Below are 25808 nucleotides of genomic sequence, written 5' to 3'. Positions count from 1 at the left end.
ACACAGGTCCTGGCTTTTCATTTGCTGTCGCGAGTTACAGGTCTTCGAGAATATCCGCCATGTCATCAGCGTGCTCTTCTTCCTGAGCAAGGATCTCTTCGAAGATGCGGCGGGTAGTCGGGTCGCTGTCGCCGAGGTATTGAATGATTTCGCGATAGCTGTCGACGGCGATGCGCTCGGCAACCAGATCTTCGTAAACCATTTCCTTCAGTGTGTTACCCGCCACGTACTGCGCGTGGGAGTTCTTCGACAGGGTGTCCGGGTTGAACTCCGGCTCGCCGCCCAGTTGCACGATACGCTCGGCCAGTTTGTCGGCGTGCTGCGCTTCCTGCTCTGCGTGTTCCAGAAACTCGGCTGCCGCGACGCTCGCTTTCAGGCCTGACGCCATGTAGTAGTGGCGCTTGTAGCGCAGCACACAAACCAGCTCGGTAGCCAGCGATTCATTGAGCAGGCGCAGGACCGTTTCGCGGTCAGCGCTGTAGCCTTGAGTCACAGCACCATCCTCAACGTTCTGGCGTGCGCGCTGGCGCAGAGTATTTACATCGGAAAGCTGTGATTGCGGTGCAGAATTCATCATTTATCTCCAGGACTCATCAGGTTTTGCTGTCTCGCTCTGTGGGTGGCCCGGCAGGATCAGCAAAGATTGTGAGTAGCGAAGGGGGCAAAAAGTTTTATCGGATTTTCACAGATACGGACGGCTGTGTCTGAATGTAAAAATATAAGAAACGAGTGCCGAGCCCCGCGGTCCCAACCTTGAGACCCAAATAAATCGTGGAGATACACAATGCTCAAGTTCCTGGGAAGCACCGTTGGCATCATCTTTCTGATCGGCCTGGTCGTGGTTATCGCCCTGTTCAAGCTGGTTTTCTAAAAACGCATTCAACAAAAAGCCCGAGGCATTCATGCCTCGGGCTTTTTGTTTGTGCCTGCGTTTTGATTACATCGCTTTTTCGTTCTTCTCGCGTTGTTCGCACGTCATGAAACCTTTGTTGGTCACACGGCCGTCGCTGTTAAAGCTGACGTGGTAGACCTGTTTGTGGCCGTCCTTGTTCATGACGTAGTTGTTGCAAGTGCCTGGGTTGACCTTACGCTCGATAGTGCTCGACGGCTCACCGCCGATAGTCAGGACCTGCTGGCGCGTCATGCCGTTCTCGACCTGCTTGACCAGCGGCTCGTTGCGATAAGTGACGTAATCCACCGGGTTCTGCACGGTTGTGTTGCTGCAGCCAGCCATCGTCGCCAATACAAAGGTCGCCGCGAAGAGTTTTTTGTACATCGTTATTGCTCCACATGTCAGAGCCGGTTTTGGCCCGGTATGCCTTGGAGCAGAGGAGGGGCTCAAGAGTTCGAAAAAAAGATGGCGATGAGGCAGTACCTTGCATCCATCTTGAGGCCGTTGCTGACCCCCCCTGAACGCCATGACAAACGGGCATGAAAAGCGCTTTGAATATTCCTCGCACGTTCCCGAAAGGCCGAGGTCAATCTGATAGCATGGTTGAGCGTTTTGCTCAGCTTTGGGCTCGGTCATCGGTTGTCGGACCGTAGTTCGTTAATCAGCCGCTCCTCAGTGACGGCCAGGAAGATGCGATGAGCGATAAAGAACTGTATGAGATCGAGTACACCCTGCTCGGCGAGCACCACGTAGACATTATCGAGAATCTGGATGTGCCCATCATCGAAGTGGTGCACGAACTGGCGCTCAAGCATCACGTAGAACTGGACGAGCTGCCAATGGGTGAAGCCGGGCTGCCGCTTGCCGCCGGCATCACCGATGTGTCGATTCACAGCCTGGAGGGCAGCGAAGGCAGCGCGACTGCCTAGTCCGCCCTGGATCGCAGCGGCGTCGTCCAGCGTTCCGCGAGGATGACGCCGCAGAGTGTCAGCGCTCCGCCGAACAGGTGATAGAGCGCCAGCTGCTCGCCCAGTGTCGCCGCGGCAATCAAGGCCGTGGCGATGGGCATCAGGTTGAAGAACAGTGTTGTGCGGCTGGGGCCCAGGCGCATGATCGAGGTCATCCACAACCAGGGTGCGAGCATCGAGGTTGGAATCGCTGCGTACAGCACCATCGGTATGTTGTTCGCATTCAGACCGGTTTTCGCCGACAGCATGAACGGCGGCAGCAAAACGATAATCGCCAGCAGGATCTGTACGTAAAGCAACTGCAGGGGCGGCAAACGCAACTGCCACTTCTTCAGCAGCGTGCTGTAGACCGCATACGATGCGGCGGCCACCAGCACCATCGCATCGCCCCGATTGACCCCCTGATCAATCAGACCGGCCGGATTGCCCGCCGAGACCACGACCACCACTCCCGCGAATGACAGCACCGCCCCCAGCAGCGCACCCGAGGTCAGACGAGTGCCGAGGCAGGCTATCGACAGCCCCAGCGCCATCATCGGCACCATCGACTGAATGATCCCCATGTTGGTGGCGGTTGTCAGGCTGGCCGCGAAATACGCCAGGCTTTGATACAGCGCTGTGCCGAGCACGGCCAGAATGAAAATCTTTCCGAGTACCGGTTTGATCGCCGCGCGGTTCGCCCACACAGGCCCGAGCATGAACGGTGTGAACAGCAAGCCAGCCAGCGCCCAGCGATAAAAGCCAATTTCAGCCGGAAAGATCACCCCGGCAGACGCCTTGGTGACGGCTGTGTTGATCGCCCAGATAAGGATGGTAATCAGCGGAAAAGCGTATTGCATGAGTGGATCATCGTTAGAGCGAGGCGTAATTATCCGCCTGTTTGTCGAGAATGCCAGCGGCGATGTTGGGTGCTCCGTCACAGAGCGCAGACGCTGACTACACTGAATCTCAGTCTGTGCCGCCCGGTGCAGTGGATCTGGAGAGTGGATCGATGAACAAGCTCGGTATTCCTGTATTGCTCGTTGGGTTGATGTTATCTGCCCAGGGTTTCGCTGCGACCGCGCAGCAGAACAAAATGACCACCTGCAATGCCGACGCCAGCGCGAAGTCGCTGAAGGGCGATGAGCGCAAGACGTTCATGAGCACTTGCCTTAAAGCGGCACCGCCGCCAGCGGCGACCCAGCAGGAGAAGATGAAAACCTGCAACGCGACTGCCAGCACTCAGGCGCTCAAGGGAGACGCACGCAAGAGTTTCATGAGTGATTGTCTCAAGAAGAAATAATTTTTCAGTCGGCATCTTTGCGGCAGGCAAGAGGCGCGGGTGCAGTAAACACTGCACTTTCGCGCCGTTCTCGAGCCGATCATCGGGCAGATGATTGCGGCGTGTTTTTTCCGGCTTTCTGATCACTGGTTCTGGACTGAGAAGGCTGGCAGACTGCCCACCTTCCTTGTGTTGCCCGTTGAGGGTCTATGCCAACGTTTTCTGCGCGTCAGGTGTTAATAGCCAGCTGGATTCTTGTATTTGGCGGTCTGTTATTGGTGTTGCCATTCAAGTTGTTGCCCAGTCTGTTGGCCGGACTGTTGGTTTTCGAGCTGGTCAACATGTTGACCCCCAAACTGCAGCGGCTGATCTCCGGCGAACGTGCTCGCTGGCTGGCCGTAGCGTTGCTCGGCACGCTGGTGGTCAGCCTGCTGACGCTGATTTTTGCCGGCGCCATCAGTTTTGTGCTGCACGAAGCCGAAAATCCGGGCGCCTCGCTCGACAAGTTCATGACCCTGGTCGACCGCGCTCGTGGTCAGCTGCCTCCGTTCATCGATGCCTACCTGCCTGCCAGCGCAGCGGAGTTTCAGGTTTCTCTCGGGCAATGGCTGCAGAAGCACGTGGGCGAATTGCAGTTGATCGGCAAGGGGGCGGCGCACATGTTCGTCACCATGCTGATCGGCATGGTACTGGGCGCGATCATTGCCTTGCAGCGTATCTCCGACGTGCATGCGCGCAAGCCGCTGGCGGCTGCTCTGTTCGATCGCCTGTACCTGGTCAGCCGGGCGTTTCGCAACATTGTTTTTGCCCAGATCAAGATTTCCCTGCTCAACACGGCGTTCACGTCGGTGTTTCTGGCCATCGTATTGCCGCTGTGCGGGATTCACCTGCCGCTGACCAAGACCCTGATCATCATGACCTTCCTGCTCGGCCTGTTGCCGGTGGTGGGTAACCTGATGTCCAACACGTTGATCTTCATCGTCGGCATGTCCATCTCGATCTGGGTCGCGCTGGCTGCGCTGGGCTATCTGATCGTGATCCACAAGGTCGAGTATTTCCTCAATGCGCGCATCGTGGGCGGACAGATCAACGCCAAGTCGTGGGAGTTGCTGCTGGCGATGCTGCTGTTCGAAGCCGCATTCGGCCTGCCGGGCGTGGTTGCAGGGCCGATTTACTATGCGTATCTGAAGAGCGAGTTGCAGAAGGAAGGGTTGGTCTAGGGCGCTTGCGTATGTAGCCGTCCGAAACAACGCCTGTCACTTCACCGCGTTGGCATGCAGTTCTGGCCGCTCTGCGTCTGCGGTGCCGCAGAACATCCACATGGCTCGAAACACTCCCGCCCGTGGGGGTGATTCACATGGCTTGAAAATACCCCGGCCCTACAGGAGTGAGCTTGCTCACGAACAGGCCCGTGCAGCCGCTGGAAGCCCATTGGTCAGGTAATCCGCCTTCGCGAGCAAGCTCGCTCCCACAAGATCAGCGATCTGTGACGCGGAGCATCACGAAGGGCATTCCCACGATAGGCGCATGACTAGCCGTAACGCTTCTTCGCTTCGATGGCCAGGCCGCTACCGATGCTGCCGAAGATGTTGCCTTCAACGTGGCGCGCGTTGGGCAGCATGTCCGAGACGCTGTTGCGCAGGGCAGGGATGCCGCTTGAACCGCCGGTGAAGAACACCGTGCTGACCTGTTCGACACTCACGCCCGCATCGTTCAGCAAGTTCGTCACGCTGTTGCGCACCCGCTCGAGCTGGGCGTCGATCGCTGCTTCGAACATCACCCGGCTCAGGTCCACGCTCAGTCCGGCTTCCACGCGATCCATAGGCAGATGGCGGCTGTCGGCGTGGGTCAGCTGGATCTTGGTTTCTTCCACCTCCATGGCCAGCCAGTGCCCGGCGCGTTGTTCGATCAGCTTGAACAGGCGATCGATGCCACCGGTGTCTTCGATGTCGTAGCGCATACTGCCCAGGGCCAGTTGCGATTTTTGCGAGTACACCGCGTTGATGGTATGCCAGGTCGCCAGGTTCATGTGGTGGCTGGTCGGCATGTACGCACCGCTTTTCATGCGGCTGCCATAACCGAACAGCGGCATCACGCCTTGCAGGCTCAACTGCTTGTCGAAGTCGGTCCCGCCGATGTGTACGCCACCGGTGGCAAGGATGTCTTGCTGGCGATCATCGTGCCGGCGTCGCTCGGGCGACAGACGTACCAGCGAAAAGTCTGACGTACCGCCGCCGATGTCGACAATCAGCACCAGTTCTTCGTCCTGGATGGTGGACTCGTAATCGAAGGCCGCAGCGATGGGCTCAAACTGGAAAGATACGTCCTTGAAACCGATCTTGCGCGCCACTTCAGCCAGCGTGTCTTCGGCTTCCTGATCGGCCTGGGCGTCGTCATCGACAAAATGCACCGGACGGCCCAGCACGACTTGCTCGAATTCGCGGCCAGCCGTTTGCTCCGCGCGCTTTTTCAGCTCGCCGATAAACAGTGCCAGCAAATCCTTGAACGGCATCGCCGTGCCCAGCACGCTGGTGTCATGCTTGATCAGCTTCGAGCCCAGCAGGCTCTTGAGCGAGCGCATCAGGCGGCCTTCGTAGCCCTCCAGATACTCGTGAAGCGCCAGGCGGCCATACACCGGGCGGCGTTCTTCCATATTGAAGAACACCACCGAAGGCAGGGTAATCTTGTCGTCCTCCAGCGCGATCAACGATTCCATGCCGGGTCGTTGCCAGCCGACAGTGGAGTTGGACGTGCCGAAATCGATACCGCAGGCACGGGCCGGGGATTGGTCATTCATGTCTTTTACGTTCCAGTCAAAAAACGGCCGCGCAGTTTATGCCAGCGCGGGCAAATTGCGTAGCGCGACACGTCGCTTATATTTACCTGGCTGTATTTGCGACCAAGGCTTGAACTGAGGCCCGTTACCCCCAATCTTGAAGGGATTCTCGGTAGACCCTGTTGTCGGACATTATGTTGTCGAGCTATCGACCTGCCGACAAAGGCAGCTGGTCTATCTGTATATTTTTCGACGTTAGGTAATCCAGATGCCTCGTGACAGAGGGAGCTGGGCACGTGACGCCAGCGTATCTGGCTTTGCCGGATAATTCGGATGGGTGATCGTTACATGGATTTCAAAGACTACTACAAGATACTTGCCGTGGAGCCGACTGCGGACGACAAGGCGATCAAGACCGCCTATCGCAAACTCGCGCGCAAGTATCACCCGGACGTCAGCAAGGAGGCAGGCGCCGAAGACAAGTTCAAGGAAGCCTCCGAAGCGTATGAGGTACTCAGCAGCCCGGAAAAGCGCGCCGAGTATGACGAGCTGCGCAAATACGGTCGTCAGGGCCGCCCGTTCCAGACCCCGCCGGGCTGGCAAAGCCGTGCCGGCGCCGGGGCAGGCGGGTTCGAGGAAACGGCAGACTTCTCGGAGTTTTTCAGCTCCATTTTCGGTGGCCGGCCACAGCAGGGCGGGCGTACCCGCAACCCTGGGCGTACCGGGCAGGACGTGCAGATGGAACTGGCGGTATTCCTCGAAGAGACCCTGTCGGGGGAATCCAAGCAGGTCAGCTTCAAGGTGCCGCAGCACAGCCCCAACGGGCAGCGCATGAGCGATATCACCAAGACCCTGAACGTGAAGATTCCCGCGGGCGTGGTCGATGGCGAGCGTATTCGCCTGAAGGGGCAGGGCGCGCCGGGCGTGGGCGGTGGTGCCAATGGCGACCTGTACCTGATTATTCGCCTGGCCCCGCACCCGCTGTTCGAGGTCGAGGGCCATGATCTGGTCATCACCGTCCCACTGGCCCCCTGGGAAGCCGTGCTGGGTACCAAGGTCGCTGTGCCGACGCTGACCAGCAGGATCAACCTGACCATCCGCCCGGACAGTCAGAACGGTCAGCGTCTGCGGATCAAGGGTAATGGCTTGATGAACAAGAGTGGCGAACGCGGTGATCTTTACGCGCAGTTGAAAGTCGTCGTGCCCAAGCACACCGACGAGGCTACCCGGGCGCTCTGGCAGAAACTGGCAGACAGTTCGTCGTTCGATCCCCGCGCGCAGTGGAAGGGTTGAGCATAGCGGTCTTGCGATTCTGTCTTTTCTGAATGGGCTGATGCGCCACCCGCATCAGCAGGAAATCAGCCTCGATCAGTTTTTCGGCAGCACCACATTGAAGGTCGTGCCCTCACCAATGGTCGAGGTCACAGTGATGCTGCCACCGTGGGCGTTGACCACTTCCTTGACGATGAACAGGCCAAGACCCAGGCTGGTCGATGTACCGCGTGTTTCGCTGTTTTCCTCGGTGCTGCGCACCAGCGGATCGAAGATCGTCCCGATAGCGTCTTCGGCAATCGGCTTGCCTTCGTTGTGTACCACCAATATCACCGCTTTCTCGGCACCCGTAACACTGACCGTTATCTCGTGACTGGCCGCACCGTGTTGCAGGGCGTTGCCGATCAGGTTCTGTAACATCTGGCTGATCCGCCCGGCGTCCCAATGCCCCTTGGTGTTGCCTTCGATGTTCAGCACCGGAACAGAGTCCGGTCGCCCGGCGCAGGCTTCCTCGATGGCTTCACGGCAAGCACTGGCCAAATCCATGTATTTGCGTTCAACCGGTAGCCCGGCGCCCAAGCGACTGCGCACGAATTCCAGCAGATCGCTGACCATCGAGCCCATATGGCGGGTGCTGGTCTGGATACGCGAAACATAGGACTGGGTCTTTTCGTCCAGCGCTATCTTGCGTGCCAGCAATTCCGTCGACATGCTGACGGCCTGCAGCGGCGCGCGCAGATCGTGACCCAGAATGGCAAGAAATATATCCCGTGAGCGGCCGACCCGTTCAGCATAGGCAGCGGTGGATTCGGCAAGCGCCTCGTCGATGGCTTCGTTGAAACGAATCACGTCCTGAAAATCGGCCAGTTGCGGCGCTGCCAGGCTTTCTACCCAAAGGCGGATGACGCTGGCGCGCAGATGGCGAAATTCCGACGTCATCTGCACCAGATCAAAGCCGACCTCATGACGCAACTCGCCATGGCTGCTGGCTGCTTCGTCCAGGCTTGGCGTCTTGTTCAACTCTTCGCCTCTGGCCTTGGCAATCTCCTCGCTTTTGCTCTGCGCGGTATTCATGTCCCGCGCAGCGGCGAGCAGGATCGACCTGGCATGATCCCGCAGCTCGGCTTTGCTCATCGTTTCTGCCGCCGGTTTCAGGGTTCTGGCGAAGTCTTCCCATTCATCGACGATGCGATCCACATGAATAACGATGAATTCGGAAAGGCGCATGGCCGGTTACCTTTGGAGATGCGTGACGAAAGAATGGGCGCATATTACCTCCTTTGCATGACACGACAAACAGGGCGTTTGCTGTCATTTCTGTCAGTAGACGTCCTATTCGCTTCGTCCTATGTTTCCTCCGGGGACTATACGAACGGAGGGCCATGACATGAGCGTCATTACCGTTACAGATGCGACCTTTCAACAGGAAGCTCTTGAAGCCAGCAAGACGAAGCCGGTCCTGGTCGAAATTTCTACCCGAGGTAACCGAATACCAGGCCAAGTCGGTAACATCAAAGGGCCGTCCGAAGGGGAGGCCCTTTTTTGGGTTCAAAACAGAAAGTACCGCTGCGCCATCGGCAGCACATCCGCGGGCTCGCACCACAGCAACACCCCGTCGGCCTTGACCTGATAGGTCTGCGGGTCGACTTCGATGTCCGGCAGGTAATCGTTGTGGATCAGGTCTTTCTTCTGCACGGTGCGGCAGCCTTTGACGACACCGATCTGCTTCTTCAGGCCCAGTGACTCCGGTACACCGGCATCGAAAGCTGCCTGGCTGATGAACGTCAGGCTGGTGGCGTGCAATGAGCTGCCGTAGCTGGCGAACATCGGGCGGTAATGAACCGGTTGCGGGGTCGGGATCGAAGCGTTGGCGTCGCCCATCAAGCTGGCGGCGATGGCGCCACCCTTGAGGATCAGGGTCGGTTTGACGCCAAAGAACGCTGGTCGCCATAGCACCAGGTCGGCCCACTTGCCGACTTCGATCGAGCCCACTTCATGGCTGATGCCGTGGGTGATCGCCGGGTTGATGGTGTATTTGGCGATGTAACGCTTGGCGCGGAAGTTGTCGTTGCCCGGACCATCCTGCGGCAGTGGGCCACGCTGTTTCTTCATCTTGTCGGCGGTTTGCCAAGTGCGCATGATCACTTCGCCAACTCGACCCATGGCCTGGCTGTCGGAACTGAGCATCGAAAAGGCGCCCAGGTCGTGAAGGATATCCTCGGCAGCGATGGTCTCGCGGCGGATGCGGCTTTCCGCGAAAGCCACGTCTTCGGCGATGCTCGGGTCCAGGTGATGGCAGACCATGAGCATGTCCAGGTGCTCGTCGATGGTGTTGCGGGTGAACGGACGCGTCGGGTTGGTCGAGCTCGGCAGCACGTTCGGCGAACCACAGGCCTTGATGATGTCCGGCGCGTGACCGCCACCGGCACCTTCGGTGTGATAGGTGTGAATCGTGCGGTTCTTGAACGCGGCCAGGGTGGTCTCGACAAAACCTGACTCGTTGAGGGTGTCGGTGTGGATCGCGACCTGCACGTCGTATTCGTCGGCCACGCTCAGGCAGTTGTCGATGGCCGCAGGTGTGGTGCCCCAGTCCTCGTGCAACTTCAGACCGATGGCCCCCGCCTTGACCTGCTCGATCAGCGGGCCGGGCAGGCTGACGTTGCCCTTGCCGGTGAAGCCGATGTTCATCGGGAACGAGTCCGAGGCCTGGAGCATGCGCGCCATGTGCCACGGGCCGGGCGTGACAGTGGTGGCATTGGTGCCCGTGGCCGGGCCGGTGCCGCCGCCGATCATGGTCGTCACGCCGCTCATCAGCGCCTCTTCGATCTGCTGCGGGCAGATGAAGTGGATGTGCGTGTCGACGCCACCCGCGGTAAGGATCATGCCTTCGCCGGCAATGACTTCGGTGGCTGCGCCGACCGCGATGGTCACGTCCGGCTGGATGTCCGGGTTGCCCGCCTTGCCAATGGCCGCGATACGCCCGTTCTTGATGCCGACGTCGGCCTTGACGATGCCCCAGTGATCGATGATCAGGGCATTGGTGATCAGCGTGTCGACTACGTCAGCGGCCAGCAACTGGCCTTGGCCCATGCCGTCACGAATGACCTTGCCACCGCCGAACTTCACTTCTTCGCCGTAGGTGGTGAAGTCCTTCTCGACCTCGATCCACAGCTCGGTGTCGGCCAGGCGAACCTTGTCGCCGACGGTGGGGCCGAACATGTCTGCGTAGGCTTGTCGGCTTATCTTCATCTTTCGTACCTCGGATTCAGAGCGGCAAGCTGCAGGCCGCAAACTGTAAGTTTTTCAAAGCGACCAGCGGCGAGCTGCAAGTCGTTAGTCGTCAAAGCTTTTGATCCTCGTGCCGAGTGCCCATCGTCATACACACGTCCCGATTGGATGCCTGCGTGACCGGTGCGGCGATCCGCATTGCTCACGAAGACGTTAGTCCGAACGCCCTGTTTCTGGAGGCTGTACCGGCCTCTTCGCGAACAAGTTCGCTCCTACGGCCTTCGGCCAGAATCAAAAGCAGACTTGTGTGTAACGATGAACGCGGAGCGTAGGAACGGTATTCAAAAAGCCTTCAATCCAGATCGCCCATCACCCGACCGGCAAACCCGTAAACCTTGCGCAAGCCGGCCAGGTCCACCAGCTCGACTTCGCGGGACTGGCCCGGCTCGAAGCGCACCGCGGTGCCGGCCGGAATGTTCAGGCGCATGCCCCGGCTGGCGGCGCGGTCGAAGGTCAGTGCGTCGTTGGTTTCGAAAAAGTGGAAATGCGAGCCCACCTGAATCGGCCGGTCGCCGCTGTTGGCGACGGTCAGGCTGAGGGTGCGGCGTCCGGCGTTGAGTTCGATGTCGCCGGGCTGGATCTGGTATTGACCAGGGATCATGTCGGTTGCCCCAAGGTTTTGAAATAAATGGCGGTGGGATGCAGGCGCCCGTCCGGTGTGGCGCAATAATCCGGCAGCTCACCGACACGGTGGTAGGCCAGCGCGCTGTAGAAGGCTTCAGCCGCCGAGCCTGCTTCGGTGTCCAGGTGCAACAGCCCACGTTTGTGTTTCACGGCCGCCTGTTCAACGGCCTCCATCAATTGCCTGCCCAGGCCACGCCCGCGCGCCGCAGGCAGCACCATCAGTTTCTGTACTTCGGCGCGGTTCAGGCCGTTGGGCTTCTGGCACAGCGACAGTTGCGCACTGGCCAGGACGTTCTCGTTCTCGACCACCACCCACAGCAGCAGAGAGCCAGCGGCGACATCGGCTCTGAGCCCGTCGCACCAGCCGTAGGCCTGCGCCATGTCGAGGTCGGCCATGAAACCGACCGACGCGCCATCATGAACCGTATCGAACAACAATTGCGCCAGACCCTGGCGGTAATGCGCGAAGCTTTCGGCGGTGACGCGGCGCAGCTGTGCTGGATTCATGGCGTGCTCTCTAAAGGGCGGAGGGGGCTTGCGAAGCCGGTGGCTGAGCACCGGGCGACAGGTCGAGCTGCATGAAGGTCAGGTCCAGCCAGCGGCCGAATTTGGTGCCGACCTGAGGCATTTGTCCTGTGGTCTTGAAACCCAGGCGATCATGCAGGGCGATGGACGCAGCGTTACCACTTTCGATCGCCGCGACCATCATGTGCTTGTCACAGTCGCGGGCGCGCTCGATCAAGGCGGCCATTAGACGCGGGCCCAAGCGTTTGCCACGCTGGTCGGCGCGCACGTAAACCGAATGCTCGACCGTATGGCGAAAGCCTTCGAACGGCCGCCAGTCGCCAAACGACGAATAGCCGAGCACTTCGCCTGCGGTGTCGATGGCCACCAGAATCGGATAACCCTGACTCTGGCGAGCGGCGTACCAGGCTTGGCGGTTGGCCAGATCAACCGGCTGCTCGTTCCAGATAGCCGTGGTATTGAGCACTGCGTCGTTGTAGATCTCCAGAATGCCCGGCAGATCGTCCGGCAGGGCATCGCGAATCACGTCCTGCATGATCACTCCTTCAGGCAATCGGCTGATGCACGGTGACGAGTTTGGTGCCGTCCGGAAAGGTGGCTTCCACCTGAATCTCCGGGATCATTTCCGCGATACCTTCCATGACCTGATCGCGGCTCAGCAGGGTCGTGCCGTAGTGCATGAGCTCAGCGACGGTCTGTCCGTCACGCGCACCTTCGAGCAGTGCCGCAGAGATGTAGGCCATGGCTTCCGGGTAATTGAGCTTCACACCGCGTGCCAGACGCCGTTCGGCGACCAGTCCGGCGGTGAAGATCAGCAGCTTGTCTTTTTCGCGTGGTGTCAGGTCCATGGGGTTTCCGTTTGTTCAAATTCGGTGGTTGATCGTTCCCAGGCTTGAGCCCTCATTGTTATGTATAAGTCTGTTTTGGGTTCTGGCCGAAGGCCGTGGGAGCGAACTTGTTCGCGAAGGGGCCGGTGTAGTCGCCGAAAAGGCAGCGCCTAAAACATTGTCTTCGCGAACAAGTTCGCTCCCACGCCCTGCGGGCAGAAGCGCTAAAAGCCCCGATTTTCGGGCTTTTCAGGACTTATGTACCACGCTGAGTGCATCAGCGCCGAGGGTGTAGCCTGGAATGCAGAGCGTCCAGTCATCAATCAGGTGTTCCAGATTCTTGGCGTTACCGCCTCGCGTCCCAGCAGGGCAGGGCGCAGGTATTTCCAGATTTGTATCAGCCAGGCCCGCGCGTGCAATGCTTCGTCTGCCAGAAAGCGAGCGACCAGCAGACCGGGCAATTGAGTCAGGTCGCCGCGTACCGGGTTGGGCATCGACAGCGAACGGCAGGCCTCGAGCAGCTCGCTGCTTACTTCGCCGGTCATCAGCAGGGTGGCGAACACCGTTCTGCCGTCCAGGCCGATGGGCGAGTCCAGCAGCCCGTCGCCACCGATAATGCGTTGTCGCTCATGCCAGAGCAATGTGCCGTCGCGACGTATATCCAGATGCGACTGAAAATGCCCGTGCTCGAACCGCTCGCCACTGGCCGGGCGGCCCAGCGCCACTACATCCCAGTAACACAGCTTCGCATCACCGTGCAGCTCTATCCGAGTGCTCAGCTCTGCCTGGGCATTGCTGAAGACGATGGTTTCCTGCGGCAGCCATTCCAGCGTCGCACCAGGCTGGACGTGCAGTTCCAGTTGCTGAAAGGCCGGGCTGGCGGCGCGATACCATTTGGCCGCGCCGGGGCTGGTCAACTGTGCCCAGGCATTGGCCCCCACGGTGGCCGAGATATCCAGCCGGTCACCCCCGGCGATACCGCCTGGTGGATGAACGATGATGTGCTGGCACACCTCCGGGCCTTCGGCGTACAGATGCTTTTGCACCCGCAGCGGTCCTTTGTGGCGCCGCTGCGTCGGGCGTGTGCTGTCATCGAAACGGCCGTAACCCAATTCCAGCTCGGCGTGCCAGCTGGGGGTGAAGAGGGCGGTGTTGGCAGGCAGGTTCATGGTGTCTTCATTGGCTTGTCGAATGCTGCACGATAACGGATTGGCGCATCAAATAGTGACCAGACCACGAACGCCGTCGGTCTCCATGTTCTCGCCACGGCCCTGCTGGACGATCTCGCCCCGCGACATCACCAGGTACTGATCGGCCAGCTCCGCGGCGAAGTCGTAGAACTGCTCGACCAGCAGAATCGCCATGTCGCCACGCTCGGCGAGCTTTTTGATGACGGCGCCGATTTCCTTGATCACCGAGGGCTGAATACCTTCGGTGGGCTCGTCGAGAATCAGCAGGCGTGGACGGCTCGCCAATGCCCGGCCTATGGCCAGTTGCTGCTGCTGACCACCGGACAGATCGCCGCCGCGGCGGTGCTTCATTTGCAGCAGCACCGGGAACAACTCGTAGATGAAGGCAGGCACTTCCTTGGCCTCGGAGCCCGGAAAACGGGACAGGCCCATGAGCAGATTTTCCTCCACCGTCAGCCGACCGAATATTTCCCGGCCCTGCGGTACGTAAGCGATCCCGGCATGTACCCGTTGATGCGTCTTGAACTGGGTGATGGTCTTGCCTTCCCATTGCACCGAACCTTCCTTGGATGGCAGCAGGCCCATCAGCACGCGCAAGAGCGTGGTCTTGCCCACGCCGTTGCGGCCCAGCAGGCAGGTGACTTCACCGACCTTCACATCGAACGACAGACCGCGAAGAATGTGGCTGCCGCCGTAATACTGATGAAGCTTTTCGACCTGGAGCATGGTGGGTGTTCTCGTCTATTGCAGCGTAATCGCAGTGTTGCGACGCGGGGCGTCTGGACAGGTATTCCCGCGCAGCGCGCCGGAACGATCGGTTCGTTGCGTCAGCGTCCCAAATACACTTCGATCACGCGTTCATCGGCCTGTACGTAGTTCAGCGAGCCTTCAGCCAGTACGCTGCCCTGGTGCAGCACGGTGACATGGTCGGCAATCGAGCCGACGAAACCCATGTCGTGCTCAACCACCATCAGCGAGTGCTTGCCGGCGAGGCTCTTGAACAGCTCGGCGGTAAATTCGGTTTCGGCATCGGTCATGCCCGCCACCGGCTCGTCGAGCAGGAGTAATTGCGGGTCCTGCACCAGCAGCATGCCAATCTCCAGAAACTGCTTCTGGCCGTGGGACAGCAAGCCTGCAGGGCGCTGCATCGAGCTGGTCAGGCGGATCGTTTCCAGCACCTCACCGATCCGGTCCTGTTGTTCGCCGCTCAACCGCGCACGCAAACTGGCCCACACCGATTTGTCGGTCTTCTGCGCCAGTTCGAGGTTTTCGAACACGCTCAAGGCCTCGAATACTGTGGGTTTCTGGAACTTGCGGCCGATGCCGGCCTGGGCAATCTGCACTTCGGTCATCTGCGTCAGGTCCAGCGTTTCACCGAACCATGCCTTGCCGTGGCTGGGCCGGGTCTTGCCGGTGATGACGTCCATCAGCGTGGTCTTGCCCGCGCCGTTGGGGCCGATGATGCAGCGCAGTTCGCCTACGCCGATGTACAGATTCAGATCGTTCAGGGCCTTGAAGCCGTCGAAGCTGACGCTGATGTCTTCCAGCGTCAGGATCGTACCGTGGCGAGTGTTGAGGCCTTTGCCGGCGCTTTTGCCGAGCCCCACTGCGTCTCGGCTGGTGCCGGCATCGGAGTTTGGCGCCAGGATCGGTTCAAGCATGAAAGACGGGGTCGGAGTGGTTTTCATTGCTCGCTCCTTTTCTTCAGCATGCCGATCACGCCCTTGGGCAGATACAGCGTGACGATGATGAACAGCGCGCCAAGAAAGAACAGCCAGTATTCCGGGAAGGCCATGGTGAACCAGCTCTTCATGCCGTTCACCAGACCTGCGCCCAGCAGCGGGCCGATCAGCGTGCCGCGGCCACCCAGGGCAACCCAGACAGCGGCTTCAATGGAATTGGTCGGCGACATTTCGCTGGGGTTGATAATGCCGACCTGCGGCACATACAAGGCGCCAGCCAGACCGCACAGCACAGCGCTCAGGACCCAGACGAACAGTTTGAAGCCGCGCGGATCGTAACCGCAGAACATCAGGCGGTTTTCCGCATCGCGCAGTGCCGTCAGCACGCGGCCGAACTTGCTCTGCGCCAGGCGCCAGCCGATGTACAGACTGGCCACCAGCAATGCGACCGTGGCCAGAAACAGCGCGGCTCTGGTGCCTTGTGAACTGATGCTGAAGCCCAGAATGCTGCGGAAGTTGGTGAAGCCGTTGTTGCCGCCAAAGCCGGTCTCGTTGCGAAAGAACAGCAGCATGCCGGCGAAGGTCAGCGCCTGGGTCATGATCGAAAAGTACACGCCCTTGATCCGCGAGCGGAAGGCGAAGAAGCCGAATACCAGCGCCAGCAGTCCCGGTGCCAATACCACCAGGCACATCGCCCAGAGGAAATGGTCGGTACCTGCCCAGTACCACGGCAGCTCGGTCCACGACAGGAAGGTCATGAACGCAGGCAAACCGTCGCCTGCGGCCTCGCGCATCAGATACATGCCCATGGCATAACCGCCCAGCGCGAAGAACAGGCCGTGGCCCAGCGACAATAGCCCGGCATAGCCCCAGACCAGATCCAGCGCCAGCGCCACAATGGCGTAGCAGAGGATCTTGCCCACCAGGGTCAGGGTGTAGGCCGAGACCTGAAAGCCGTTATCGGCAGGCAGCAACGACAGCAGCGGCAGTGCCAGCAGCACCGCCAGTATTACGCAGCCTGCAGTCAGCGTGACTCTTGGCCCGACTTTTTGCGCGGCAGTTACTATCAATGGCTGGCTCATTAGTCGATCACCCGTCCTTTCAGTGCGAAGAGGCCTTGCGGACGTTTCTGGATAAACAGAATGATCAGCGCCAGAATCAGGATCTTGCCCAATACAGCGCCGATTTGCGGTTCTAGAATCTTGTTGGCGATGCCCAGCCCGAAGGCCGCCATCACGCTGCCGGCCAGTTGCCCGACGCCACCGAGCACGACCACCAGGAACGAATCGATGATGTAGCTTTGCCCAAGATCAGGGCCCACGTTGCCGATCTGGCTCAGGGCAACACCCCCCAGACCAGCGATACCTGAGCCCAGACCGAAGGCCATCATGTCGATGCGCCCGGTCGGTACGCCACAGCAGGCGGCCATGTTGCGGTTCTGGGTGACGGCGCGCACGTTCAGGCCCAGGCGGGTCTTGTTCAGCAGCAGCCAGGTCAGTACCACCACGAACAGCGCGAAGGCGATGATCACGATGCGGTTGTAAGGCAGCACCAGATTAGGCAGCACCTGGATGCCACCCGACAGCCATAGCGGGTTGGCGACTTCAACGTTCTGCGCGCCGAAGGCAAGACGCACGGCCTGAATCAGCATCAGACTGATGCCCCAAGTTGCAAGCAGCGTTTCCAGCGGGCGGCCATACAGGTGACGAATGACCGTACGTTCCAGAGCCATGCCGATCGCGGCGGTGACAAAGAACGCCACTGGCAGCGCGATCAGCGGGTAGTACTCGATGGCCCCCGGTGCATAGCGCTGCAGCATCAGTTGCACAACGTAGGTGGAGTAGGCTCCCAGCATCAGCATCTCGCCATGGGCCATGTTGATCACACCCAGCAGGCCGAAGGTGATCGCCAGACCCAGCGCCGCCAGCAACAGGATCGAGCCCAGCGACATGCCGCTGAACGCCTGACCGAGGATTTCACCGATCATCAGCTTGCGCTTGACCTGCGCCAGGCTGGTTTCAGCCGCCACGCGTACCGAAGCGTCGGTTTCCACGCCGGGTGCCAGCAATGATTCAAGACGGGTACGCGCCAGCGGATCACCGGTTTCGCCCAGCAGCCGCACGGCAGCCAGACGTACTGTCGGGCTGGAATCGACCATTTGCAGGTTGGCCAGCGCCAGGGTCAGCGCGCTTTTGACGCTTGAGTCGGATTCGCTGGCCACGCGTTCGGTCAGCAACTCGAGTTGTGCAGGGCGCGCGCTTTTTTGCAATTGCAGGGCCGCGGCCATGCGCAGTTGTGTGTCGGCTGCCAGCAACTGATGGCTGGCCAGCGCCGTTTCAACCAGGCCACGCAGCCGGTTGTTCAAGCGCAATTTACGCGGTTCGTCAGGCGTTGGAGCATCGGCGGCGGCAGGAGCCTGTGCATCGACGGCCACGTATTGATCGTTGTTTTCGATCCAGGCGCGCTTGCTGCTGTCAGCACCTACTCGGCCATCGCGCAAGGCTTCAAGCAGCTCGACGCGTTCCGGCACAGGCTTGGCGGCCCAGGCCTCCAGCAGCTCTGCCTGTTGCGAAGAACTGGCTGCGACAAAGTCACTGGCATCACCGGCCTGGGCAGCCAAAGGCAGCAGCAGGCTGATGGCGAGGATCAAACGGTAGAAATAAGAAGGCATATCAATATGGCCTTGGTCTGTTATGGCGTTCCACTAGACATTCGTGGCTGTTCGCCCTGACGCTGCTCGTTCCTCACGCTCTGCGTGGGAATGCCTTTCGTGACGCTCTGCGTCAACCATGCACCGAGCCGCGCGCTCAGGATCGGACGCGGAGCGTCCAGAACTGCGTTCCCACGCTGGAGCGTGGGAACGATCAGGCTGTGTTGATAGGGGATCAGTTGCTCTTCGCCGGGGCGTCCGGCTTCTTGTCGTTGCCAGGGATGTACGGGCTCCAAGGCTGGGCGCGGATCGGCTCTTTGGTCTGCCACACAACGTTGAACTGACCGTCGTCCTGGATTTCGCCGATCATCACTGGCTTGTGCAAGTGATGGTTGGTCTTGTCCATGGTCAGAGTAAAGCCCGACGGCGCGGCGAACGTTTGTCCGGCCATGGCTTCACGGACCTTGTCCACGTCGGTGGATTTGGCTTTCTCGACCGCCTGCGCCCACATGTGAATGCCGACATACGTGGCTTCCATCGGGTCGTTGGTCACGGCCTTGTCAGCGCCTGGCAGGTTTTTCTTTTTGGCGTAGGCCTTCCAGTCAGCCACGAACTTCTTGTTGACCGGGTTTTCCACCGACTGGAAGTAGTTCCAGGCGGCCAGATGACCTACCAGTGGCTTGGTGTCGATGCCGCGCAGTTCTTCTTCGCCTACCGAGAAGGCCACAACCGGCACGTCGGTGGCGTTCAGGCCCTGGTTGGCCAGTTCCTTGTAGAACGGCACGTTGGAGTCGCCGTTGACGGTGGAGATAACGGCCGTCTTGCCACCGGCGGAGAACTTCTTGATGTTGGCCACGATGGTTTGATAATCGGAGTGACCGAACGGGGTGTAGACCTCTTCGATATCGGTATCTTTCACGCCTTTGGAATGCAGGAAGGCGCGCAGAATCTTGTTGGTGGTGCGCGGGTAGACGTAGTCGGTGCCGAGCAGGAAGAAGCGCTTGGCCGAGCCGCCATCTTCACTCATGACATATTCGACGGCAGGGATGGCCTGCTGGTTAGGCGCAGCGCCGGTGTAGAAAACATTGGGCGACATCTCTTCGCCTTCGTACTGCACCGGGTAGAACAGCAGCCCGTTGAGTTCTTCGAAGACCGGCAGCACCGATTTGCGCGACACCGATGTCCAGCAGCCGAATACCACGGCTACTTTATCCTGGGTCAGCAACTGACGGCCTTTTTCCGCGAACAGCGGCCAGTTGGACGCCGGGTCGACGACGACCGGCTCCAGCATCTTGCCGTTGACGCCGCCTTTGGCATTGATCTCGTCGATGGTCATCAAGGCCATGTCCTTGAGCGATGTCTCGGAGATGGCCATGGTGCCGGACAACGAATGCAGAATGCCGACCTTGATGGTCTCGGCTGCCTGAACGGTCCAGGTCAGCCCCATGGCGGCGATGGATGCGGACAGGGTAAAGGCTTTGATCAGGCTGCGACGCTTCATTGACTGGCTCCCTTAGTACATTGTTTTGAGGTTTGGCGGCGGTGCATTTTTTGCTCTTTCAGGCTTTAGCAAGGTCTGGGCCAATGCATAAACGTCGCAAAATGGAACTAATGTGTCGCGGTTCGGGGAAGATGTGCACCAAGGTGGAACCCGGCTTTGTCCCGCGTGCGCTCCGGGCTCTGCAATGGTGCAAGGCTGCTTTGCAGCAGCGCCGGCGAGTAATGACCGGCTTCCCGGATCAGCCGCGTGCGGGTTTCAGACCCAGAGTTCCTGTTCCCCGGTATAGAGATCGTAGGTCTGATCAACCAGTTGTTCGGGCGCATCGAACCAGGCAAACAGCTGTCCGTTGACCCGCTTGGTCGCACCCAGTTGCACGTATGTCCCCGGCGCAATGGCCACGTGATCACCAAGAAAGCCGGTGAACATGTTCTTCTTGGGCACAGCCGGTGCAAAGATGAAGAACACCGGGTGGTTTTCGGCATTGGCGTTGCGATTCACGAACCCGTCCTGGCTCCATCTGGAGGCGTTGGCTCGCGACATCGATGCAGACTGCACGCCATTGTCGGTAAACACTGCACCCACTTCGCGCTCAAGGCATGCCACCCCGTCGCTGGACACATAGGTGGCGCGAAATGCAGTGCCTTCCCACGCCTTGAGCTTATGGAACTGACGCAGAAACCTGCGCGTGGTGGCATTGCGCACGCCGCTTCGCAGCAGCGGGTTGATCTCCGTTGAACCGCCTTCCACGTAGGTGGTTATTTCGGAAAATTTTTCTGCGTTGGATGTATGTGCCAGCGTCAGGTAGTCGGTCTCGAACTTCAGGCGTTCGATGCTACTTGCTTCCTCCAGAGACGCCGGCCAGAGAGTTGTCAGGCTGGTCAGCCGCGCCTCGGCACTGCGGATTGCCGATTGACTCATGCGCGGTATCTGTTTGCCCACGATTTTCCAGACGCCGGTCGTGCTGCGAAGAGCAAACTCCTGCCCGTGCACCAGTTGTGTGGCATCCATCGGGTTTACCCGATAAAGGCGCGAGTGGCCGAACACGTTAGCCCGCCGGCTTATGAAGCAGGTCTGGCCCTCTACCTCAATGGCGACGAAGCTTTTGGGGTCCATGGCAGTGATCAATTTCGAGCCTGCGAAACGCGGTGCCTTTGAGTGCGAAAGGAGGTAGCCGATCTGCGCCTGACCATCACGACCGACTCTGCGTACGAGGTGCGGACGTCTCACCATTTTTGCGGCGCTTCCTGCCGGCTTCAAGGCCAGCGCCAAGTGGCCGACCAAGGCAATGGCAAGATAGCTGAGGGCGCTCAGAAACTCCTCGGCGGCGCCTTCCAGGTCGTTTTCATCGATTTTCGAAAAAGCGCTCCAGGTTTTGTAAAGGCCAGCGCCCAGCGCGACAGGCATCATGATCGCGCCAGGCAGAAACAGAATCGCAATGCTCGCGATCAGATCGAAGCCCAGACCCGATTGCCCTGTACCGGTGGTCAGACTCATCTGCCGTTTGGCTTCGTTGATCAGAAGGTTGATTTTGGTCTCGTGATTTTCCTCGTAAATGTCTTTGCTCTGGCTGACAAACACGACGGGGCGCAGCAGCCTTGACGGGATCGGTAGCAGCGTCAGTTGGGTAAATACTTCGGGTGGACGCCGATGCTTCGCTTCCTTTTCGTACTGCATGGCATGCAGCGTCTCAAGACGCCTGGAAACCGGTATTTGCTGAATCAGATACTGCTGGAAGGGTGCCTCTTCCAGAAAGCTGGTGGTCAGGTGATACATGCTGTTGAACCAGCGGAAAACGACACCGTCGGCAGCATCCAGCGTGCACAGCACCAGTGGCCCCTTCTCGAATTTTCCGGCTGGAGCAATCAGCATCACGTTGGTCATCTTGAGTTGGTTGACGCTGAAAAAACGGACTTCAATGGCTTGCTTGTTGATGGTTCGACGTCCTTGGAGTCCTGGCGAATCCAGCACAGCCTTGATCCACTCGCGGCCGGTGGGTGCAAAAGCCTGTTGTTCGATCTCCAGCAGCGCCATCTTCATCTGAGCTCGCAACATGGCTTTTTCTGACCGCTTGAGCTGCTGTGCATACGCCGAGGTTTTCAGGTGCAGGTCAAGGTAATTACTGAGGTATTGGGGATCTTCCAGCGTGGCAATCAGCTCTGTTACGGCCTGCTTGTCCAAGTGCGCAAGGTAGACGCCTTCGGCGTCGACAGCGCGTAGAAGCACGGCATCCTTGGCCTTGGTGTGCAGGGCTTGGGTATGTGCCAGTTGCCTGAGTGAAACGTTCTCGGTGTTGATTTCTGGCAATACAGGCGCGCCGGGAATATCGAGCACTTCGATGCCCGTCCTGTAGGTCAGTGAAATATTGATCTGTTGCGCTGTTGCCGTGATGGATAGCCGGTTCAGCAGTTGAGCCAGTTGCTTGTCGATATAGCGCGTCGGGTAGGTGCGGCTGTCATTTTCCGCCTGGCCGAAGTGCTCCTTGCTGGCTTTGCGCATGTTCACCACCAATTCGCCAAACCGCTTTGCCTGGCGATGCCATGCATGACGCTGCGTCAGCGTCATGGTTTTCCACCAATCGGGCATTCGGCTTTGCACCAGATCGCTGTCGAATCCGTCGAGTCGCCAGTGGTTGTCGAAGTAAATCCTGGGTTTCAGCAAACTCGCTATCGTTTGCTCGAAACAGACCGCGTCCATCTTCTGAGCGCGGGCCAGCTGTACAGCCTGAGCGAAGACCGACTGCTGCGCGACAACCTGCCGGGCAAGCAGCAGGCTGAGAAAGTTGCCGTCCATCAGGGTGTATTGCCATTGCAGGACAGGGGTGGGTTTGGTGGGGCTTGCCTCCCCGGCGGTGACGCTGTCGCCCAAGCGTCCTCGGTACTCGGGTTCAGTCACTCGCTGAACAAGCGCGTGGTTCAACTGTTGCAATGAGGCAAATGCTTCCAGCCCGTCATGGGGCGTAAACAGAAGTACATCTTCCAGCTCTTCCTGCTCTTCCAGGTCTGGCTGGACCGGCGCATCACGAAGACGCCGGGCAATGGCAAACGCACCGTAAAGCGACAGCGAGGGGCCGTCGCCGTCTTGTGCCGACAGGCTGTAAACACTGTGCGGCTGCAAGTCTGCGAGACCCGCGGTCGCATCTGTGGCACAGGGCCCAAGGGTGGCCGAAAGCAGGCTGTAGTGCCCGGTCGTCATCTTTCCCAGGGCGATCAGCACCGCACATTCGGATGTCAGGCACTCGATCTGCTCTGCGACAAACTGGCTGCTCCGGGTTTCGCCATCAAGCGTCGCAGTGCTCCAGTAGTCTGCAAGACTTCGTGTGTAGCACTGCTCAAGTTGCTCGCTGACCTGGGTGAAGAACGTTACAGTCGCTGCCCGCCCCAGCGGCTGAATGGCAGGTGGCTTGACGTCAGGCTGCTGTGTGTCAGGCGTTGGAGAAGGCGTGTCGAGAGGCGGGTGGAGAGCGACTACATCATTGTCGATCCATTGCAAATGGCCGGTGAAGTATTCGATCAGGCCAGGGATCAGTGGAACCCTGTGTATGTTGCTCCCGTGGTCGAATCCGACCTCGTTGTCACGGTAAGTCAGCCAGGTCGTCTCGACATCCAGCTCGGGTTTGAGGGGATGCAGCAGGGTACGGGCCAGTTCTTGGGTCGTCTTGCTGAAGTCGGGTGGATAGGTATCGCTGGCAAGCGAGGCGTTTAGAGCCTGGGTTGATGCGGTGAGCGGTAAGGTCATGGTGCCGATTCGTCTGCGTGATGGATGATCCGCTCGAGGTGTTGGCCGGGCGGTTCATTTCATATAGTCAGGGTTAAAGGCACGCGGGTATCGGCCAGCGCAGTGAGAGGACTGCAGCATCGGCTCTCTGATAGGTAGGAAGTCTCGGAAACGCGCGAGATTGAGGTAAGGACGGGGCCTGAAACCGGGTATGAGGAGGAATTCATCACAACGCCACTCAATGGTTTCAGGCCCCGCAGAGAGCAATCTAAGCTGTTGTCGCTGTTTTGGCAAAGCGCGAAAGCACTATTCGATCAAGCGCCCGGACAACCAGCATCGGTCCTGGGTGTCAGGGATACCACCGCGATAGGATCGATGAAGGCATTCAGCTCCCGGCCCTGCTCGTTGGGAGTTACTCAGTGCTGGTGTTCCGAAGCCTGTTTTTGTACCACGACCTGCACCTCGACATCCCCCGCCTTTTCAAAATGCAGGGTCATCGGGAAGCGTTGGCCGACCACCAGCTTCGAGCGGTCCTTGATGTCCAGCAGCATCACGTGCCAGGCCATGGGGGCGAAAGCCACCTTCGCGCCAGCCGGTATGTCGACCGCCTGAACGTGCTGCATCTTCATCAGCCCGTCGACATGTACATGCTCATGCAACTGCGCCTGCCCGGCGATGGGTGTGTCGATGCTAATCAAACGGTCGGCGCTGTCACCCTTGTTCTCGATAGTGAAATACGCTGCCACCGTCGGTGCGTTGGGCGGTAGCTCCATTGACCACGGATGGCCAATCAGCAACGGCCCTGCCTTGTACTCATGGGCGTGGACGAGGCTGGCTGGCAGCAGCAGTGCGGCCAGCAGCAGTGCTTTTTTGAGCATGGGGGGCTCCGCAGGATTCGATGAAGGGGTGAAAGGTAGCTTAAATGGAAATCCGAAACACCTGGGTAAACCTTTGAGCGCCGCTGAGTGAGCCTGTTTCGTAAAGTCGTTCCCCGGCATGCAGTCATAAGGGGATCGGGATGTATGAAAGGGCACAGTCACATCGTTTGCGTTTGGGGCGATTCTCCAGTGCAGGCCAAATGTATTTGGTCACCGCAAAAACATTCCAGAGAAATCCTGTCTTTTCCGATTGGCGCATGGGCCGTCTGCTGGTTGATGAACTTCGACACGTTCAGGAGCAGCAACTGGCTGATTCATTAGCCTGGGTGGTAATGCTCGACCACATTCACTGGCTGCTGCAGTTGAATAGTCATTCATTATCCAGAGTTGTGCAGCGCGTGAAATCGAAAAGCGCGATCGCCATAAACAGAGCCAGAGGCTGCAGTGGACCTTTTTGGCAAAGCGGATTCCACGACGTCAGCATCCGCATTGAAGAAAGCCTTTTGGGTTTTGCCCGTTATATTGTGGCCAATCCGGTTCGAGCCAACCTGGTCAAAAGCGTGCGCGATTATCCCCTATGGGACGCAATCTGGTTGTGAAAAACCGGCCTCTTCGCGAGCAAGCTCACTCCCACGGGGCCGAGGTGTGTTCTGCAGCATCGCTGATCCTGTGGGAGCGAGCTTGCTCGCGAAGGCGTATTAATAGATCAACAGATTTTCAGCGGCTGCACCGGCCTCTTCGTGAGCAAGCTCACTCCCACGGGTCCGAGGTGTGTTCTGCAGCATCGCTGATCCTGTGGGAGCGAGCTTGCTCGCGAAGGCGTATTAACGGATCACAGATTTCCAGCGGCTGCCCCGACCTCTTCGTGAGCAAGCTCACTCCCACGGGTCCGGGGTGTGTTCTGCAGCATCGCTGATCTAATGGGAGCGAGCTTGCTCGCGAAGGCGTATTAACAGATCAACAGATTTTCAGCGGCTGCCCCGACCTCTTCGTGAGCAAGCTCACTCCCACGGGACCGAGGTGTGTTTTGCAGCATCGCTGATCTAGTGGGGGCGAGCTTGCTCGCGAAGGCGTATTAACAGATCAATAGATTTTCAGCGGCTGCACCGGCCTCTTCGTGAGCAAGCTCACTCCCACGGGGCCGGGGTGTGTTCTGCAGCATCGCTGATCTAGTGGGAGCGAGCTTGCTCGCGAAGGCGTATTAACAGATCAACAGATTTTCAGCGGCTGCCCCGACCTCTTCGTGAGCAAGCTCACTCCCACGGGACCTAGGTGTGTTTTGCAGCATCGCTGATCTAGTGGGGGCGAGCTTGCTCGCGAAGGCGTATTAACAGATCAATAGATTTTCAGCGGCTGCACCGGCCTCTTCGTGAGCAAGCTCACTCCCGCGGGTCCGAGGTGTGTTCTGCAGCATCGCTGATCCTGTGGGAGCAAGCTTGCTCGCGAAGGCGTATTAACAGATCAACAGATTTTCAGCGGCTGCACCGGCCTCTTCGTGAGCAAGCTCACTCCCACGGGGCCGAGGTGTGTTTTGCAGCATCTCTGATCCTGTGGGAGCGAGCTTGCTCGCGAAGGCGTAGTAACGGATCACAGATTTCCAGCGGCTGCCCCGACCTCTTCGTGAGCAAGCTCACTCCCACGGGTCCGAGGTGTGTTCTGCAGCATCGCTGATTTAGTGGGAGCGAGCTTGCTCGCGAAGGCGTATTAACGGATCACAGATTTCCAGCGGCTGCACCGGCCTCTTCGTGAGCAAGCTCCCT

At 59.1% G+C, this 25808-nt stretch carries 24 protein-coding genes; 5 read left to right on the top strand and 19 right to left on the bottom strand.

Features of this window, described 5'->3' with window-relative positions:
• Nucleotides 1-34: 34 nt before the first annotated feature.
• The 3 genes from ACW55A_RS20485 to osmE all read right to left on the bottom strand — a co-directional run bounded on the left by ACW55A_RS20485 (nucleotide 35) and on the right by osmE (nucleotide 1276).
• Entirely contained in the window at nucleotides 35-577 is a 543-nt protein-coding gene (locus ACW55A_RS20485; protein WP_003352632.1) for a ferritin-like domain-containing protein, read from the bottom strand.
• 105 nt (nucleotides 578-682) lie between these two features.
• On the bottom strand, nucleotides 683-904 hold the full coding sequence (locus ACW55A_RS20480) for a hypothetical protein (protein ID WP_176556675.1): 222 nt from the start codon (nucleotides 902-904) through the stop codon (nucleotides 683-685).
• A gap of 33 nt (nucleotides 905-937) precedes the next feature.
• The gene (gene osmE, locus ACW55A_RS20475) at nucleotides 938-1276 is read right to left on the bottom strand and encodes an osmotically-inducible lipoprotein OsmE (RefSeq protein WP_003431761.1); all 339 of its coding nucleotides are present in this window, start codon (nucleotides 1274-1276) and stop codon (nucleotides 938-940) included.
• 311 nt (nucleotides 1277-1587) lie between these two features.
• Between osmE and ACW55A_RS20470 the strand changes: the two genes are divergently transcribed.
• Entirely contained in the window at nucleotides 1588-1821 is a 234-nt protein-coding gene (locus tag ACW55A_RS20470; RefSeq protein ID WP_003368905.1) for a hypothetical protein, read from the top strand.
• Here the strand turns inward: ACW55A_RS20470 and ACW55A_RS20465 are convergent.
• Nucleotides 1818-2699, bottom strand: coding sequence for a DMT family transporter (locus tag ACW55A_RS20465; RefSeq protein WP_498811523.1), 882 nt, complete (start codon nucleotides 2697-2699; stop codon nucleotides 1818-1820). The two genes, ACW55A_RS20470 and ACW55A_RS20465, sit on opposite strands and share 4 nt — an antisense overlap.
• A gap of 152 nt (nucleotides 2700-2851) precedes the next feature.
• Here ACW55A_RS20465 and ACW55A_RS20460 point away from each other — a divergent pair, with 152 nt between their 5' ends.
• Nucleotides 2852-3142: a PsiF family protein gene (locus ACW55A_RS20460; protein WP_003368898.1), complete on the top strand. Its 291-nt coding sequence runs from the start codon at nucleotides 2852-2854 to the stop codon at nucleotides 3140-3142.
• Between the two features lie 188 nt (nucleotides 3143-3330).
• Nucleotides 3331-4341 (top strand): AI-2E family transporter, encoded by a 1011-nt coding sequence (locus tag ACW55A_RS20455; RefSeq protein WP_003368896.1) that lies wholly within the window; start codon nucleotides 3331-3333, stop codon nucleotides 4339-4341.
• A 311-nt stretch (nucleotides 4342-4652) separates the two neighbouring features.
• On the opposite strand, the gene ACW55A_RS20450 is transcribed toward ACW55A_RS20455, so the two are convergent.
• Entirely contained in the window at nucleotides 4653-5918 is a 1266-nt protein-coding gene (locus ACW55A_RS20450; protein WP_044310240.1) for an Hsp70 family protein, read from the bottom strand.
• A 312-nt stretch (nucleotides 5919-6230) separates the two neighbouring features.
• Between ACW55A_RS20450 and cbpA the strand changes: the two genes are divergently transcribed.
• On the top strand, nucleotides 6231-7190 hold the full coding sequence (cbpA, locus tag ACW55A_RS20445) for a curved DNA-binding protein (RefSeq protein ID WP_499140627.1): 960 nt from the start codon (nucleotides 6231-6233) through the stop codon (nucleotides 7188-7190).
• A gap of 75 nt (nucleotides 7191-7265) precedes the next feature.
• Here the strand turns inward: cbpA and ACW55A_RS20440 are convergent, their stop codons facing one another.
• From ACW55A_RS20440 to ACW55A_RS20375, 14 genes are all read right to left on the bottom strand, one after another.
• Nucleotides 7266-8396: a sensor histidine kinase gene (locus ACW55A_RS20440; RefSeq protein ID WP_044310241.1), complete on the bottom strand. Its 1131-nt coding sequence runs from the start codon at nucleotides 8394-8396 to the stop codon at nucleotides 7266-7268.
• Between the two features lie 321 nt (nucleotides 8397-8717).
• On the bottom strand, nucleotides 8718-10418 hold the full coding sequence (ureC, locus tag ACW55A_RS20435) for an urease subunit alpha (protein ID WP_003368889.1): 1701 nt from the start codon (nucleotides 10416-10418) through the stop codon (nucleotides 8718-8720).
• 331 nt (nucleotides 10419-10749) lie between these two features.
• Nucleotides 10750-11058 (bottom strand): urease subunit beta, encoded by a 309-nt coding sequence (locus ACW55A_RS20430; RefSeq protein ID WP_002555403.1) that lies wholly within the window; start codon nucleotides 11056-11058, stop codon nucleotides 10750-10752.
• Complete coding sequence (locus ACW55A_RS20425; RefSeq protein ID WP_003431756.1) at nucleotides 11055-11588, bottom strand: GNAT family N-acetyltransferase; 534 nt, start codon at nucleotides 11586-11588, stop codon at nucleotides 11055-11057. The genes ACW55A_RS20430 and ACW55A_RS20425 overlap by 4 nt, the downstream gene beginning before the upstream one ends.
• A 10-nt stretch (nucleotides 11589-11598) precedes the next feature.
• The gene (locus ACW55A_RS20420) at nucleotides 11599-12141 is read right to left on the bottom strand and encodes a GNAT family N-acetyltransferase (protein WP_065350649.1); all 543 of its coding nucleotides are present in this window, start codon (nucleotides 12139-12141) and stop codon (nucleotides 11599-11601) included.
• 10 nt (nucleotides 12142-12151) lie between these two features.
• A complete protein-coding gene (ureA, locus tag ACW55A_RS20415; RefSeq protein WP_003317023.1) occupies nucleotides 12152-12454 on the bottom strand; it encodes an urease subunit gamma in 303 nt (100 codons plus the stop codon).
• Nucleotides 12455-12756: 302 nt separating this feature from the next.
• Nucleotides 12757-13602, bottom strand: a complete 846-nt coding sequence (locus ACW55A_RS20410; protein ID WP_498811524.1) for an urease accessory protein UreD — start codon at nucleotides 13600-13602, stop codon at nucleotides 12757-12759.
• 48 nt (nucleotides 13603-13650) lie between these two features.
• Complete coding sequence (gene urtE, locus ACW55A_RS20405; protein ID WP_003368879.1) at nucleotides 13651-14349, bottom strand: urea ABC transporter ATP-binding subunit UrtE; 699 nt, start codon at nucleotides 14347-14349, stop codon at nucleotides 13651-13653.
• A gap of 101 nt (nucleotides 14350-14450) precedes the next feature.
• A complete protein-coding gene (urtD, locus tag ACW55A_RS20400; RefSeq protein ID WP_498811525.1) occupies nucleotides 14451-15311 on the bottom strand; it encodes an urea ABC transporter ATP-binding protein UrtD in 861 nt (286 codons plus the stop codon).
• Complete coding sequence (urtC, locus tag ACW55A_RS20395) at nucleotides 15308-16387, bottom strand: urea ABC transporter permease subunit UrtC (RefSeq protein WP_058416270.1); 1080 nt, start codon at nucleotides 16385-16387, stop codon at nucleotides 15308-15310. The genes urtD and urtC overlap by 4 nt, the downstream gene beginning before the upstream one ends.
• Nucleotides 16387-17976: an urea ABC transporter permease subunit UrtB gene (gene urtB / locus ACW55A_RS20390; RefSeq protein ID WP_096136641.1), complete on the bottom strand. Its 1590-nt coding sequence runs from the start codon at nucleotides 17974-17976 to the stop codon at nucleotides 16387-16389. The genes urtC and urtB overlap by 1 nt, the downstream gene beginning before the upstream one ends.
• 214 nt (nucleotides 17977-18190) lie before the next feature.
• Nucleotides 18191-19456, bottom strand: a complete 1266-nt coding sequence (urtA, locus tag ACW55A_RS20385; protein ID WP_058397068.1) for an urea ABC transporter substrate-binding protein — start codon at nucleotides 19454-19456, stop codon at nucleotides 18191-18193.
• Between the two features lie 255 nt (nucleotides 19457-19711).
• Complete coding sequence (locus ACW55A_RS20380; RefSeq protein ID WP_498811526.1) at nucleotides 19712-23191, bottom strand: hypothetical protein; 3480 nt, start codon at nucleotides 23189-23191, stop codon at nucleotides 19712-19714.
• A 395-nt stretch (nucleotides 23192-23586) separates the two neighbouring features.
• Nucleotides 23587-24048, bottom strand: a complete 462-nt coding sequence (locus tag ACW55A_RS20375) for a copper chaperone PCu(A)C (RefSeq protein WP_498811527.1) — start codon at nucleotides 24046-24048, stop codon at nucleotides 23587-23589.
• A gap of 140 nt (nucleotides 24049-24188) precedes the next feature.
• Here ACW55A_RS20375 and ACW55A_RS20370 point away from each other — a divergent pair, with 140 nt between their 5' ends.
• Complete coding sequence (locus ACW55A_RS20370; RefSeq protein ID WP_096104896.1) at nucleotides 24189-24647, top strand: REP-associated tyrosine transposase; 459 nt, start codon at nucleotides 24189-24191, stop codon at nucleotides 24645-24647.
• Nucleotides 24648-25808 lie beyond the last annotated feature (1161 nt).

The sequence above is a fragment of the Plantibacter cousiniae (nom. nud.) genome, assembly GCF_977070315.1.
Note: the sequence above shows the minus strand (reverse complement) of the source record. Positions and strands in the feature narration are given on the sequence as shown.

Bases quoted from the DNA above. Each gene is read 5' to 3' on its own strand.
- ACW55A_RS20430 (WP_002555403.1), bottom strand. From the start codon at position 11,058: ATGATCCCTGGTCAATACCAGATCCAGCCCGGCGACATCGAACTCAAC.
- ACW55A_RS20380 (WP_498811526.1), bottom strand. From the start codon at position 23,191: ATGACCTTACCGCTCACCGCATCAACCCAGGCTCTAAACGCCTCGCTT.
- urtB (WP_096136641.1), bottom strand. From the start codon at position 17,976: ATGCCTTCTTATTTCTACCGTTTGATCCTCGCCATCAGCCTGCTGCTG.
- cbpA (WP_499140627.1), top strand. From the start codon at position 6,231: ATGGGTGATCGTTACATGGATTTCAAAGACTACTACAAGATACTTGCC.
- urtD (WP_498811525.1), bottom strand. From the start codon at position 15,311: ATGAAAACCACTCCGACCCCGTCTTTCATGCTTGAACCGATCCTGGCG.
- ACW55A_RS20370 (WP_096104896.1), top strand. From the start codon at position 24,189: ATGTATGAAAGGGCACAGTCACATCGTTTGCGTTTGGGGCGATTCTCC.
- ACW55A_RS20480 (WP_176556675.1), bottom strand. From the start codon at position 904: ATGAATGCCTCGGGCTTTTTGTTGAATGCGTTTTTAGAAAACCAGCTT.
- ACW55A_RS20470 (WP_003368905.1), top strand. From the start codon at position 1,588: ATGAGCGATAAAGAACTGTATGAGATCGAGTACACCCTGCTCGGCGAG.
- ACW55A_RS20425 (WP_003431756.1), bottom strand. From the start codon at position 11,588: ATGAATCCAGCACAGCTGCGCCGCGTCACCGCCGAAAGCTTCGCGCAT.
- ACW55A_RS20465 (WP_498811523.1), bottom strand. From the start codon at position 2,699: ATGCAATACGCTTTTCCGCTGATTACCATCCTTATCTGGGCGATCAAC.
- ACW55A_RS20450 (WP_044310240.1), bottom strand. From the start codon at position 5,918: ATGAATGACCAATCCCCGGCCCGTGCCTGCGGTATCGATTTCGGCACG.
- ACW55A_RS20485 (WP_003352632.1), bottom strand. From the start codon at position 577: ATGATGAATTCTGCACCGCAATCACAGCTTTCCGATGTAAATACTCTG.
- ACW55A_RS20410 (WP_498811524.1), bottom strand. From the start codon at position 13,602: ATGAACCTGCCTGCCAACACCGCCCTCTTCACCCCCAGCTGGCACGCC.
- urtC (WP_058416270.1), bottom strand. From the start codon at position 16,387: ATGAGCCAGCCATTGATAGTAACTGCCGCGCAAAAAGTCGGGCCAAGA.
- ACW55A_RS20460 (WP_003368898.1), top strand. From the start codon at position 2,852: ATGAACAAGCTCGGTATTCCTGTATTGCTCGTTGGGTTGATGTTATCT.
- urtE (WP_003368879.1), bottom strand. From the start codon at position 14,349: ATGCTCCAGGTCGAAAAGCTTCATCAGTATTACGGCGGCAGCCACATT.
- ACW55A_RS20375 (WP_498811527.1), bottom strand. From the start codon at position 24,048: ATGCTCAAAAAAGCACTGCTGCTGGCCGCACTGCTGCTGCCAGCCAGC.
- urtA (WP_058397068.1), bottom strand. From the start codon at position 19,456: ATGAAGCGTCGCAGCCTGATCAAAGCCTTTACCCTGTCCGCATCCATC.
- ureC (WP_003368889.1), bottom strand. From the start codon at position 10,418: ATGAAGATAAGCCGACAAGCCTACGCAGACATGTTCGGCCCCACCGTC.
- ureA (WP_003317023.1), bottom strand. From the start codon at position 12,454: ATGGACCTGACACCACGCGAAAAAGACAAGCTGCTGATCTTCACCGCC.
- ACW55A_RS20455 (WP_003368896.1), top strand. From the start codon at position 3,331: ATGCCAACGTTTTCTGCGCGTCAGGTGTTAATAGCCAGCTGGATTCTT.
- osmE (WP_003431761.1), bottom strand. From the start codon at position 1,276: ATGTACAAAAAACTCTTCGCGGCGACCTTTGTATTGGCGACGATGGCT.
- ACW55A_RS20440 (WP_044310241.1), bottom strand. From the start codon at position 8,396: ATGCGCCTTTCCGAATTCATCGTTATTCATGTGGATCGCATCGTCGAT.
- ACW55A_RS20420 (WP_065350649.1), bottom strand. From the start codon at position 12,141: ATGCAGGACGTGATTCGCGATGCCCTGCCGGACGATCTGCCGGGCATT.